14 protein-coding genes are annotated in these 12871 nt (G+C 51.7%); 6 read left to right on the top strand and 8 right to left on the bottom strand.

Annotated elements, in window-relative coordinates:
- Positions 1-4 precede the first annotated feature (4 nt).
- The 8 genes from rsmG to rpmH all read right to left on the bottom strand — a co-directional run bounded on the left by rsmG (position 5) and on the right by rpmH (position 6327).
- Positions 5-727 carry a 16S rRNA (guanine(527)-N(7))-methyltransferase RsmG gene (gene rsmG / locus MGLY_RS06355; RefSeq protein WP_156272566.1) on the bottom strand — a complete coding sequence of 241 codons (723 nt, stop codon included), beginning with the start codon at positions 725-727 and terminating at the stop codon, positions 5-7.
- Entirely contained in the window at positions 717-2609 is a 1893-nt protein-coding gene (gene mnmG / locus MGLY_RS06360) for a tRNA uridine-5-carboxymethylaminomethyl(34) synthesis enzyme MnmG (RefSeq protein WP_156276239.1), read from the bottom strand. The genes rsmG and mnmG overlap by 11 nt, the downstream gene beginning before the upstream one ends.
- A gap of 147 nt (positions 2610-2756) precedes the next feature.
- A complete protein-coding gene (gene mnmE, locus MGLY_RS06365) occupies positions 2757-4133 on the bottom strand; it encodes a tRNA uridine-5-carboxymethylaminomethyl(34) synthesis GTPase MnmE (RefSeq protein WP_156272567.1) in 1377 nt (458 codons plus the stop codon).
- Positions 4134-4227: 94 nt separating this feature from the next.
- Positions 4228-4848 (bottom strand): RNA-binding cell elongation regulator Jag/EloR, encoded by a 621-nt coding sequence (gene jag / locus MGLY_RS06370; RefSeq protein ID WP_156272568.1) that lies wholly within the window; start codon positions 4846-4848, stop codon positions 4228-4230.
- Positions 4845-5525: a YidC/Oxa1 family membrane protein insertase gene (locus MGLY_RS06375; protein ID WP_156272569.1), complete on the bottom strand. Its 681-nt coding sequence runs from the start codon at positions 5523-5525 to the stop codon at positions 4845-4847. Before MGLY_RS06375 ends, jag begins: the two co-directional genes overlap by 4 nt.
- Positions 5526-5585: 60 nt before the next feature.
- The gene (gene yidD / locus MGLY_RS06380; protein WP_156276241.1) at positions 5586-5798 is read right to left on the bottom strand and encodes a membrane protein insertion efficiency factor YidD; all 213 of its coding nucleotides are present in this window, start codon (positions 5796-5798) and stop codon (positions 5586-5588) included.
- Positions 5791-6156: a ribonuclease P protein component gene (gene rnpA, locus MGLY_RS06385; RefSeq protein WP_170290946.1), complete on the bottom strand. Its 366-nt coding sequence runs from the start codon at positions 6154-6156 to the stop codon at positions 5791-5793. The genes yidD and rnpA overlap by 8 nt, the downstream gene beginning before the upstream one ends.
- A gap of 36 nt (positions 6157-6192) precedes the next feature.
- Positions 6193-6327: a 50S ribosomal protein L34 gene (gene rpmH, locus MGLY_RS06390; protein ID WP_156272571.1), complete on the bottom strand. Its 135-nt coding sequence runs from the start codon at positions 6325-6327 to the stop codon at positions 6193-6195.
- Between the two features lie 238 nt (positions 6328-6565).
- Here rpmH and dnaA point away from each other — a divergent pair, with 238 nt between their 5' ends.
- The 6 genes from dnaA (at position 6566) to gyrB (ending at position 12857) form a co-directional block, all read left to right on the top strand.
- Positions 6566-7894 (top strand): chromosomal replication initiator protein DnaA, encoded by a 1329-nt coding sequence (gene dnaA / locus MGLY_RS06395; protein ID WP_156272572.1) that lies wholly within the window; start codon positions 6566-6568, stop codon positions 7892-7894.
- Between the two features lie 111 nt (positions 7895-8005).
- Positions 8006-9157 (top strand): DNA polymerase III subunit beta, encoded by a 1152-nt coding sequence (dnaN, locus tag MGLY_RS06400; protein WP_156272573.1) that lies wholly within the window; start codon positions 8006-8008, stop codon positions 9155-9157.
- Between the two features lie 11 nt (positions 9158-9168).
- Entirely contained in the window at positions 9169-9396 is a 228-nt protein-coding gene (locus MGLY_RS06405) for an RNA-binding S4 domain-containing protein (RefSeq protein WP_156272574.1), read from the top strand.
- The gene (gene recF, locus MGLY_RS06410) at positions 9359-10450 is read left to right on the top strand and encodes a DNA replication/repair protein RecF (protein WP_156272575.1); all 1092 of its coding nucleotides are present in this window, start codon (positions 9359-9361) and stop codon (positions 10448-10450) included. The genes MGLY_RS06405 and recF overlap by 38 nt, the downstream gene beginning before the upstream one ends.
- 120 nt (positions 10451-10570) lie before the next feature.
- Entirely contained in the window at positions 10571-10828 is a 258-nt protein-coding gene (gene remB, locus MGLY_RS06415; protein WP_156272576.1) for an extracellular matrix regulator RemB, read from the top strand.
- A 124-nt stretch (positions 10829-10952) separates the two neighbouring features.
- Positions 10953-12857, top strand: a complete 1905-nt coding sequence (gene gyrB, locus MGLY_RS06420; protein ID WP_156272577.1) for a DNA topoisomerase (ATP-hydrolyzing) subunit B — start codon at positions 10953-10955, stop codon at positions 12855-12857.
- Positions 12858-12871: the final 14 nt, after the last annotated feature.

Consider the following 12871-nt stretch of genomic DNA (forward strand, 5'->3'; position numbering starts at 1 on the left):
TCCCTCACTTCAGCGGCCGTTTGGCCGGCACCCCCACCCGGCGCGGGTAAGCTGGCGGTGTAGTCTTTTCCTTTTTGATTATAACTAAAATGCGCATTTCTTCTCCTTCTGGTAGTTGATGCCGCCATATTTTTGTCTCACCACCTCCCAAAAGGTTTATTGCCTTTTCAGCTGCTGCTAATTCTTGCTCTCCTGCCGGCCCCTTATAGGCAACCATAAAACCACCTACCTGTACCAGGGGCAGGCAGTATTCCGCCAGGGTAATTAAAGGCGCTACAGCCCGGGCTACGGCCAGGTTATATTTTTCCCGGTAATTTCTGTTTTGACCTACCTCCTCGGCCCGGCCCCACAAGCAATCAACCCCGTTTAACCCCAGCCTGGCAACTACCTTTTCCAGGAACTTAACCTTTTTTTGCTGGGCTTCCAGCAGTGTAAGCTGCATGTCCGGCCGGTATATTTTGAGGATAAAGCCCGGTATCCCTGCGCCGGTACCTACATCAATAATCCTGGCACCTGCCGGGATTTCCAGGGCACAAAAAAGGAGGAGGGAATCCAGGACGTGTTTCCGCCAGATTTCTTCCTCCTCAACAATGGCTGTCAAGTTTACCTGCTTATTTGACTCTAAAAGGAGATTGATATAACTTTTTATTTTAGCAATTTGTTCAGCCGTTATTTCCAGGCCGGCGTTCCGGATCAAGCTGGTAATTATGCTATTATTAACCGGCACAGGCATTAACCCCTTCCCGCCGTTTTTGTTCTAGATAGACCAGCAGGATACTGATATCAGCCGGGGTAACGCCTGGTATGCGCAGGGCCTGCCCCAGGGAACGAGGTCTTACCCTTTCCAGGTGATCGATGCTCTCCCGGGATAAGCCACGGATTTCCCGGTAATTGAGATTATCCGGTAAACGCCGTCCCTCCAGTTTTAACATCCGCTCTACCTGGGCTTTTTCCTTGGCAATATAGCCTTCGTATTTGAGAATCATTTCTATTTCCCCGGCAATATCGGCCGTTAGCGGTGGTACCAGGCCGGCTTCTGCCATTTCCTGGTATCTTAATCCCGGTCTTTTCAGGAGATCGGCCAGGCTGGCCGTTCCCTTCAGGGGCGTCTCCTGGTGGCGTTGCAGTATCTCCTGGATAGCCTCATTGTTACTGCCTACATGCTGCTTTTGCAGCATCGCTATTCCTTCTTTGATGGCTTTTTCTTTGGCCTGCAACTTCTTGTAGCGTTCCCCATCCAGGAGCCCTATTTCATAACCAATGGCCGCCAGGCGCAGGTCGGCGTTATCTTCCCGCAGGAGCAAGCGGTGTTCAGCCCTGGCCGTCAGCATGCGGTAGGGCTCGGTGACACCCCTGGTGACCAGGTCATCAATAAGGACGCCGATATAGGCCTGGTCGCGCCTTAAAATAATTGGTTCCTTTCCCTGCACCAGGCGGGCGGCGTTGATACCCGCTATTAACCCCTGGGCCGCAGCTTCTTCGTAACCAGAGGTACCGTTGATCTGCCCGGCCGTGAATAAACCACCAATGGTTTTGCATTCCAGCGTTGCCTTGAGCTGGGTCGGTTCCAGGTAATCATATTCAATGGCATAGCCAGGACGCATCATTTCCGCCTTTTCCAGGCCAGGGATACTGTGCAGGACAGCCAGCTGGACGTCTTCCGGCAGGCTGGTGGACAAACCCTGGACGTACCATTCTTCCGTACTTAAGCCTTCCGGTTCCAGGAAAACCTGGTGCCCGGTCTTATCGGCAAAGCGGACCACTTTGTCTTCTATTGACGGGCAGTAGCGCGGTCCCTTACCTTCGATCATGCCGCTGAAGAGGGGCGCCCGGTCCAGGTTATCCCTGATAATCCGGTGGGTCGTCTCGTTGGTATGGGTCAGCCAGCAGGAAACATTGGGCCGGTGGCTGTTGTCCTCCCAGAAGGAGAAATTTAATGGCTCTTTGTCCCCGGGCTGTTCAATTAATTTCTCCCAGTTTATGGAACGCCCGCTTATCCTGGGCGGCGTACCGGTCTTAAAGCGGCCCATGGCGAGACCCAGGTCCTTTAAACTCGCCGCCAGATCAATGGCCGGGAACTGGCCGTTGGGCCCGCCGGAATAGGCAACATCGCCAATGATAATCCGGCCCCTAAGATAAGTTCCGGTAGTTAAAACAACAGCCCGGCAGTTAAAGAAGGCTCCCGTTCTGGTCAGGACACCCTTTACCCGGCCATTTTCCACCACCAGCCTGGTAACCTCACCCTGCTTGACCTCGAGATTATCCTGCCGTTCCAGGGTAAGGGTCATGAGCTGCTGGTAAAGCTTTTTATCGGCCTGAGCCCGCAAGGCCCTGACTGCCGGGCCTTTGCCGCCGTTGAGGCGCCGGATCTGGATGCGACTGCGGTCGGTATTTAAGCCCATGGCGCCGCCCAGGGCGTCAATCTCCCTTACCAGGTGACCCTTGGCCGGCCCGCCCACCGAAGGGTTGCAGGGCATCATGGCAATACTCTCCAGGCTGATGGTCAGCACCAGGGTACGACAGCCGAGCTTGGCTGCCGCCAGGGCGGCTTCACTGCCAGCATGACCGGCGCCAATGACAATGACATCGTAATTCCCGGCGTTGTACATTTTGTTCACCTTCTTTCTACTTAACTTTCTAACCTGAAAATAACTTTGCTCCAGGCTGGCATTGTTTTTGCTCGCTCCAAACAAATGCCAGCCCGTTATTTTCATCCTTCTGCTGGTGCCGTGTTAGCGGTATCAGGGTCTTGTCATCTATTTACCAATACAGAAGTCGCTAAAGATCCGGTCCAGGAGATCCTCCCGGGCGGTAGCTCCGGTGATTTCGCCCAGGAAATCGCGGGCCGCCCAGAGATCAATTGCGATTAGATCGCCGGGGATACCCTCTTCCCAGGCGGCTATGGCCGCGTTCAGGTGTTCCAGGCATTTTTCCAGGGCGTCCCGGTGGCGGGCCCGGGTGAGTAGGGGATCTCCCCGCCTCCTTACTGCTTTCCCGCCAAGGACGATCTCCTTTACCCTTTGGGCCAGTTCATCCAGGCCCCTGCCTTCCCGGGCGGAAATGGCCACACGGGGGTAAAGGCCGGCAAAAGCCGCAAGCCCGGTTTTCTTTTCGCCTACCAAGTCAACTTTATTGCCTACGACAATCAAGGTTTTACCCGCCACTTCCTCAAGAATACGCTCATCTTCCGGTAAGATTCCGGTACTTAGATCAACGACCATCAGGACCAGGTCGGCTTCCTTTACTGCCTGCCTTGTCCGCGCCACACCGATACTCTCTAGGGTATCGGCCGTTTCCCTTAAACCCGCAGTATCGATAAGGCGACAGGCAAAACCACCCAGCAGCAAAGTTTCTTCTATGGTATCCCTGGTGGTACCCGGAATCTGGCTGACAATAGCCCTTTCCTGGCGCAGAAGTGCATTTAACAGGCTGGACTTGCCGACGTTGGGCCGCCCGACAATGGCAATTTTCAGGCCTTCATTAAGGAGTCGCCCTTCTTCCCAGGTGGCCAGTAGTTTTTTTACCTCTTCCCGGGCCTGGCGCAGCTTATCCAGCTCGCCAGCACTTACTTCGCCAACCTCTTCGGGAAAATCCAGACTGGCTTCAATGGCTGCCAGCACGCCGGTAAGAAGATCGTTTATCTCCGTTATTTTTTGAGACAGTTTACCCTGCAGTTGGCCCACGGCAGCTGCCAGTCCCTGGCTGCTCCTGGCCCGGATGACATCCAGCACTGCCTCAGCCTGGGCCAGGTCCAGGCGCCCGTTTAAAAAGGCGCGCCTGGTAAATTCTCCCGGCTCGGCCAGCCTGGCACCGTGGCGTAAAGCCAGTTGTAAAACCCTGGCTACCGCCAGGGGACCACCATGGCAGTTGATTTCCACTACATCTTCGGCCGTATAGCTGCGGGGAGCCCGCATAATGCAGGCCAGGACCTCATCAACGGTTTCCCCCGTCGCGGGATCGACAATCACTCCCAGGCGCAAGGTATGGCTGCGGCTGGCAGCAAAATCCGGTCCCCGGCGGGGCTGAAATATTTTACTGGCGATGGCTACAGCTTCACTGCCGCTCAGGCGAACTATGCCGATGCCGCCTTCACCCGGCGGTGTGGCTACTGCGGCTATGGTGTCGGCCAGCATAGCCTGCCCTCCCCACATAATAAAACCCAGCAATACTGAAGGTATCACTGGGCCATAGCAACATACCAGGTAATTTTATTTTAGCGTAAAAATGTTAATGACGCAAGGCAATAACAACCTTACGGTTTGGTTCCTGCCCTTCACTGAAGGTCAAGATCTCATTGTCGTTTTGTAAAGCAGTATGGATAACGCGCCTCTCCTGGGGGTTCATGGGTTCCAGGACGACCCTTTTCCCGGTTGCTTTTACCCGGGCCGACAAACGGCGGGCGAGATTGATTAAAGTTTGCTCCCGGCGCTTGCGGTAGCCCTCTACATCCAGGACGATCTTGACTTTGTTCTTTAATACCCGGTTTACGGCCAGGTTGCATAAATACTGCAGGGCGTCCAGGTTGTCGCCCCGCCGGCCAATTAAGATACCCAGGTCTTTGCCGTGAAAACTGACAAAATAATATCCTTCCCGCTGCCGGATTTCGATGCCGGCTGTTACATGCATGGCTTTTAATACCTTGGTTAAAAAGTCGTTAATTACTTCTTCGGGGCTATCGGGCAGGACAACCTTTACCCGCGCCTGGCGCGAGCCCAGTAAACCTAAAAAACCCTTACTGCCTTCTTCTAAAATATAAATTTCTACCTCTTCCCTTTTGGCCCCCAAACTTTTCAGCGCTGCCTCAATGGCTTCCTCAACAGTCTTGCCGCTGGTTTCAATCTCCTTCATTTGGCGCTGATTTCCTCCTTCACCAGGTGCGGCTTCCGGCGTACCAGCCACTGTTCTAAAATGCCCATTAAACTAAAGGTTACCCAGTAGAGAGATAGGCCGGCCGAAAAGCTCCGGCTCATCCAGCCAATTACCAGTGGCATGACTATAAGCATCGTCCTCTGGGTCTGGTCTTGATTGCCGCCGACCATACTTACTTTTTGCTGGAAAAAAGTACCCAGAGCAACTAAGATAGGTAAGATATAGGGATCCGGTTGCCCTAAATTGCTGACCCATAAAAAGTTGGCGTGGGCCAGTTCCACATAGGCCGGGTGGTGAACGGGATCAAAGAAGGTACGCAGGGCACTGAATAAAGCAAAAAGAACGGGCATTTGCACCAGTAGAGGTAAACATCCCCCCAGGGGATTGACGCCTTCCTTCTGGTACAGTTCCATCATGGCCTGCTGGGCCTTTTGCGGGTTGCTCTTATACTTTTTTTGCAATTCCTGGATCTTGGGTTGAATTTCTTGCATCCGTTTCATGGAGCGCAGTTGCCTGTAGGTTAAAGGGAAAAGGATTACCTTAACGAGAATGGTAAACAAAATTATAGCCAGGCCATAATTGGGTATCCCCATCGTCCTGGTAATATTATATAAAAATTGTATTGATTGTGACAGGAAATCAACTAATATATTCAACTAGCACCCTGCCTTCTTCCCCTCTTTAAGGAAAAGGCAGCCTTCACCTCCCTGCTGGCTTTAACGAACCGGGTCATAACCTCCAGGCTGCCACGGGTGACAGCGCCCTAATCTTTTTACAGCCAGGATACCTCCCCTGAATACTCCATATCTGCTTATTGCTTCCAGAGTATACTGGGAACAAGTGGGATAGAAACGACAATTTTTACCCAGGATAGGGGAAATAAATATCTGATATAAACGAATAAATAAGATAACACTTCTTTTAATCACCCGGGCCACCGCTTTCCTTTTTAACCAAAATTTTCCCCCAGCGCCCTAAATTTAATACTTCTTGCTCCAGTTCATTAAAATTACTTTGCCCCGCACTCTCCCTGGCTACCAGCACCACATCCCAACCCGGCTGGAAAGAAGTTATATGTTTACGACAGATTTCCCGCAGGCGGCGCTTTAATAAATTGCGCTTTACAGCTTTGCCTACTTTTTTGGAAATGGAAAAACCAAAACGGGTAAGGCCATAGTTATTGGGCCTATAATATAGTTTTAACATTTTGCCGCTTACTTTGCGGCCCTGGCGGTAAACCCGGCGGAAATCCTTGGCTTTGACAATACGCCGCCCTGCAGTTAACAACATCCTGCCTCCATGGAAAAAGGGATAGGGCCTGCCTTAAGCAGACAGGCGTTTACGACCTTTCCGGCGCCGCCGCTTGATGACTTCCTGGCCGGCTCGCGTGCGCATCCGCTTTAAAAAACCATGAACCCTCTGATGGCGTCTCTTTTTGGGTTGATAAGTCCTTTTCAAACTTACTTTTCCCTCCTACCAGAGTTATCTTTTATCTTTTTCCAGCCGTATCATTCAAATTATAGCTGAGTCTTTTTCCATCTGTCAAGGAAAAGGAATTTTTGTTGCCTGTTGATAGTTATCCCCAAAGCTGGTAAGATAAAAATGCGTGATTTCCCTTTATACCTCTCATTTATCCCCGATATTCATTTTATAGACAGCTGACTTTATTAACATCATCCCCAGGGAGGTTTCCTTTTTGTCACCAAATCAACTCGATCTAGCCTGGCAACAGGTATTATCTATTTTAGAAAAACAAATTAGTTTCTCCGCCCTGGAAGCATGGTTTTTTGATACCCGGCCGGTAACCATGCAGGGTAACACTCTGGTCCTGGCCGCAGCCAACGAATTTGCCCGCGATTATATCCAGAGCCGTTATTATCCTTTGGTTCAGGAATCCCTGCAAAAAGTCCTGGGCCGGGAACCAATTAATATCCAGGTTATTTGCTTTTCTCCTGCTGGGGACCTGGCCACAGCCCCCCCTGAAGCAGCATACGACGACCTGCCCCGCCTTAATCCCAGGTACACTTTTGATACTTTTGTGGTGGGCAACAGCAACCGCTTCGCTCACGCTGCCTGCCTGGCAGTAGCCGAAACGCCGGCCAATTCTTATAATCCTTTATTTATTTATGGTGGTGTTGGCCTGGGGAAAACCCACCTCATGCAGGCTATCGGCCATCACGTCCGCCAGCACTTACCTAATTTCCGGGTCCTGTACATTTCCTCGGAAAGGTTTACCAACGACCTGATTAACGCTATTCGCGATGAGCAGACGGAAGAATTCCGGGCTAAATACCGTAACATTGATGTCCTCCTTATTGATGATATCCAGTTCCTGGCAAAAAAAGAAAGTACCCAGGTAGAATTTTTCCATACCTTCAACCACCTGTATGAAGCCAATAAACAGATAGTAATCTCCAGTGACCGGCCGCCTAAAGAAATACCTACCTTAGAAGACCGCTTACGATCGCGTTTTGAGTGGGGACTCATTACCGATATCCAGCCGCCCGACCTGGAAACCAGGATGGCTATCTTACGTAAGAAAGCAGCTGCCGAAAATATTATTCTCCCGGATGATGTCATGTTTTTTATGGCCCAAAAAATAGATTCTAACATCCGGGAACTGGAAGGGGCTTTGATCCGGGTAGCAGCCTATGCCGCCTTTACGAAAGAAGAAGTTACCATCGAGCTGGCGGAAAAAGTTCTCAAGGATGCCTTAAATCTGGCCCGGCCGAAGCCAATTACCATCAACCTGATCCAGGAAGTGGTGGCTCGCTATTTCAACTTGAAGCCTGAAGATTTAAAGGCTAAAAAGCGGAACCGTTCGGTAGCCTTTCCCCGGCAAATAGCCATGTACCTGGCCAGGGAGATGATCGATGCCTCTTTACCTCAGATCGGGGAGGCCTTTGGCGGCAGGGATCATACAACTGTCCTTCACGCCTACAACAAGATACGCGATGATTTAATAAGCGATCCCTCCCTGCCCCAGATGATATCCCAGCTTATGCAGGAAATTAGAAACCAGTAATCCACAAATCTCAAATCCCGTCCTGACAGCATTTACGGCTGCTATTAACATATCCACAGGCCCTATTACTACTACTATTCATCTTTAAGATGATGATGGAGGATTTGTTCCATGCATATTTACTGTTCCCAACCCCAGCTTTTACAGGCTGTGCAAAAGGTTTACCGTGCCGTAGCCACCAGCACTACTCTACCGGCCCTTACAGGTATTTTATTCCAGGCACAAGATAATATGCTAACTTTACAGGGAACTGATCTCGATCTAGGTATTATTTACAGTTTCCCTGTGGAAGTACTAACTCCCGGCGAACTACTCCTGCCGGCGCGCATTTTTTCAGAAATGGTGCGGCGTTTACCACCGACTAACCTCTCTTTACAGGCCCTGCCGGATAATACCGTTGCCATAACCTACATGCAGTCCAGGGTCCAGTTAAACAGCTTCGATCCCAACCAGTTTCCTTCCCTGCCAGACCTGGAAGGCAATATATCCCTGGAGATAAATATAAACACTATTAAAGACGCCGTCCGCAAAGTAAGTATAGCTACCAGCAGTGAAGATTTGCGTAGTATTTTTAGCGGGATACTACTGGAAATAGAACCCGGGGGGAATCAATTTAACCTGGTGGCTACCGATACCCACCGGCTAGCCGTCTACCATGGCCGGCTGGCCGGAATTACCAGCCAGGAGCCGGTAAACGCCCTCATTGGCAGCCGTTCCTTGAATGAACTGGCCCGCCTGCTGCCGGGTGAAGAAGGCCAGGTGCAAATAAGCATAGGTTCCAGCCAGATTTTTGCCCGGTATGAAAACTTAAAGCTATATGCCCGTTTGCTTGATGGTAAGTTTCCTCATTATCGCCAGGTTATTCCTCAATCCCATATTACCACCGTAAAGGTGGCAACCAGGGACATACTGGAAACAACAGAACGGGCTACCTTGCTGGCCCGGGATGAAATAAAATCCCGTTCTCATATTATCTTCCTGCAGGTAGGTGAAACTTTAAAGATTACCAGCGACGCTACCGAAGTTGGCCACCTGGAGGAAGAACTAGCGGCGCAGGTTGAAGGTGAGCCTTTAACCCTGGCCATGAACGGCCGTTATTTACTGGAAACGTTACGGATAATAGACACGGAAGAGGTTATCCTGGAGATGCTGGCACCTTTAAAACCAGTAGTTGTGAAACCGGCAGGCGAGGATAATTATTTTTGCCTCATCCTGCCGGTAAGGATCAATACCGCACCGGAAAGCAGCCCGCCAGGTGTCTAAAGGGTTTAATTATGCCTAGCAAAAACGTACCTATTACTACTCCATCTATCCGGCTGGACCAGTTCTTAAAATGGGCTGGCATAGCAGCAACCGGCGGCCAGGCAAAAGCAATGATTGCCGGCGGCCTGGTACGGGTTAACGGTCAAACAGAGAAACGCCGCAGCCATCCTATAGGGCCTGGCGATGAGGTGGAAGTTAAGGGTGACAGCTATAAGCTTACGGCAGCTCCAGTTGACTAATTTTCGCAGTTACCGCGAGTTAACCTGGAACTGCCAGCCGGGCCTGAACATTATCCAGGGTCCCAACGCGGCCGGCAAGACCAATCTCCTGGAAGCTGTTGGCTATTTAAGCTTTGCCCGATCCTTGCGCCAGCAGCAAGACCAGCAAGTGGTAAGCTGGGGAGCAAACTCTTTCCAGGTAAAAGGCTTCTGCAATGCCGGCCAGGAAAACCTGGAAGTAGCTATTATTTACCATCAAAGTCATAAAGAGTTAACAATTAACGGCCAGCACCACCGCTTAGTTGATCTCCTGGGGATCTTGCCGGTTATCTATTTTGGACCCGATGACCTGCTCCTGCTTAAAGGTGCGCCTGTCTACCGGCGCCAGTTCCTGGACCGGGAGATAAGCATCCTGGACCGGCTCTATTGCCACAGCCTCCAGTCTTACCGTCGCCTCCTTTTACAGCGCAACCGTTTACTGCGGCAGATCAAGGCAGGCCGGGGAAAATTTCAGGAGCTTGAACCCTGGAATATCCAGTTAGTATCTACCGGCTTGACCATTATCCAGAGAAGACGGGCCTTTCTCCAGGCCCTGGAACCCCTGGCAGCGGCCATCTACCAGAGTATGGATGCCAGGGAACAGCTAACCCTTACCTACCGGCCCAGCGGCGGTGACGGAGAGGAATGGCTGGCAAAAATAACTGCGGGAATGGAAAGGGAGATCCAGGCGGGCTTAAGTCTCTGGGGACCCCATCGTGACGATTTCTCCTTTTTTATCGGCGACCATGAAGCGCGTTGCTTTGCTTCCCAGGGCCAGCAAAGGTCAGCCGTGCTGGCCCTCAAAATTGCTGAAGCCAGGATCTTTATGCAGGTCCTGGGAAAGAGGCCTATTTTGCTCCTGGATGACGTTTTCTCCGAGCTGGATAGCAAACGCCAGCAAGCCTTGCTGGAACTCCTGGCTACCGCTGGCCAGACCTTTTTAACGACCACGGAATTGACCAGACTACCGGCCAGCCTCCTGGAGCAGGCCACCCTCTGGCAATTATCAGGGGAAAGACAGTTAGTGGCAGGGTAGGGATATGTCCCGGAGCCTATGAGGCGTGGAGCAAAGGTCAAAAGGCAGGCGAGGTGAGGTAACCGCTGCCGGAGCCGAGGACGCCTGAGAGTAGCAGAACCTTATGCGGAGGTGGTTATTATGTACCTGCACATAGGTAACGAGATGGTTGTGCCCTGCAAGGAGATTATCGCTATCCTCAACTTGAGTACAACCGGCCGGGCCGGGGTTAACAATGAATTTTTAAATAAGGCCAACCTTAAATTCAAAAAAGATCCCCGGACCGAGGGTTGCAAATCCTGCATTATTACCGATAAGGAGATATATTATTCAAGCATTTCTTCCGGTACCCTGATGAAGAGAGCCAGTTCTATCTTCAGCAACCTGGAACAGGAATAAGGCCCTCCCTGCCGGGATCAAAGACCTCCTTTGGCAAGATATGGTCAGTGCCGGCACGCCTGCTTGCAGGGAGCCAGACTTTTGTGCTATATTTGTCAGGGAAAGTTTAACCTGGGAGGAAAAGATGGAACAGGTACACACGGAATATGATGCCAGTCAAATCCAGGTACTGGAGGGCTTGGAAGCCGTGCGCCGGCGTCCCGGCATGTACATTGGCAACACCGGAGTCCGGGGCCTGCACCAGCTGGTCTTTGAACTGGTGGACAACAGCATTGACGAAGCCCTGGCCGGCTTTTGCGATCGTATTGAAGTAACCATTCATCAGGACGGCAGCCTGACGGTTACTGATAACGGCCGGGGCATCCCGGTGGATCTTCATGAAAAAACAGGCCTGCCGGCCGTGGAAGTAGCCCTGACCATGTTGCACGCCGGGGGCAAATTCGGCGGCAATGGCTACAAGGTGGCTGGCGGCCTCCACGGCGTGGGCCTTTCGGTGGTCAATGCCCTGTCAGAGTGGCTGGAAGTCAAGGTAAAACGTGATGGAAAAATATACCAGCAGGAGTATCGCCGGGGCAATAAAGTATCGGATTTAAAGGTCGTCGGCAAAGCCAAGGGTACGGGCACCAGCGTAACCTTTTTCCCGGACAGGGAGATCTTTGAAGATATAGTTTTCCAGGATGAAATAATCGGCCGGCGCTTGCAGGAACTGTCCTTCTTAAACCGGGGCGTCAAAATAATCTTTCGCGATGAAAGAAACGACACCGAAACCACCTATTACCACACCGGCGGGTTGATTGACTTCGTCCGTCATTTAAATAAAAATAAGTCGGTCCTTTTCAACAAGCCCCTCTACTTCAGCGGGGAAAGGGATGACGTCCAGGTCGAAATAGCCCTGCAATATAACGACGGTTATAACGAACTAATCCTGTCTTATGCTAATAATATCAATACCACCGAAGGCGGCAGCCACGAAATTGGTTTTAAAACGGCCCTGACCAGGGTGATCAATGATTATGCCCGTAAATTTAACATCCTGAAGGAAAACGACAGTAACCTGGCCGGCGAGGATATCCGGGAAGGCCTGACGGCTGTCATCAGCGTCAAGGTGCTGGAACCGCAGTTTGAAGGCCAGACCAAGACCAGGCTGGGCAACACGGAAGTACGGGGCATTGTCGACGCCCTGGTGGCAGAGCAGTTAAGTGCCTATCTGGAAGAAAACCCCACCTTTGCCCGGCGGATTGTCGATAAAGCTTTGAATGCCTTCCGGGCCCGGGAGGCGGCCCGTAAAGCACGGGAGCTGACCAGGCGCAAGAATGCCCTGGAGATAACTTCGTTGCCCGGTAAGCTGGCCGACTGCACCCACAAGGACCCGGCCGTGGCCGAACTTTTCCTGGTGGAGGGTGATTCCGCCGGCGGTTCGGCCAAGCAGGGCCGCGACCGGCGTTTCCAGGCCATCCTGCCTTTGCGGGGTAAAATCTTAAACGTCGAGAAGGCGCGGCTGGATAAGATTTTAAATAACGAAGAGATCCGGACCATCATCACCGCCCTGGGGACAGGCATCGGCGATGATTTTAACATCAACAAGGCCCGCTACCATAAGACTATCCTCATGGCCGATGCCGATGTGGACGGTTCCCATATCCGGACGCTGTTACTTACCTTTTTTTACCGCTACATGCGGCCTTTAATCACCGAAGGTTATATCTATATCGCCCAGCCGCCCCTGTATAAAGTTTCCCGGGGTAAAACAGAGCACTACCTGTATAATGACGCCGAACTGGAAAGGTTTTTACAGAACCATGGCGGCGAAAAATGGGAAGTCCAGCGCTATAAAGGCCTGGGCGAAATGAATGCCGACCAGCTCTGGGAAACGACCATGAACCCGGAAACCCGGACCCTGCTCCGGGTCAACCTGGAGGATGCTGCAGAAGCTGATGCCATCTTTAACATCCTCATGGGTGACCGGGTGGAGCCGCGGCGAGAATTTATCCAGCAGCACGCCCACGAAGTCAGAAACCTGGATATCTAGGGTAGGGGGGCTGA

Source organism: Moorella glycerini, from assembly GCF_009735625.1.
GTDB classification, from domain to species: domain Bacteria; phylum Bacillota; class DSM-521; order Neomoorellales; family Neomoorellaceae; genus Neomoorella; species Neomoorella glycerini.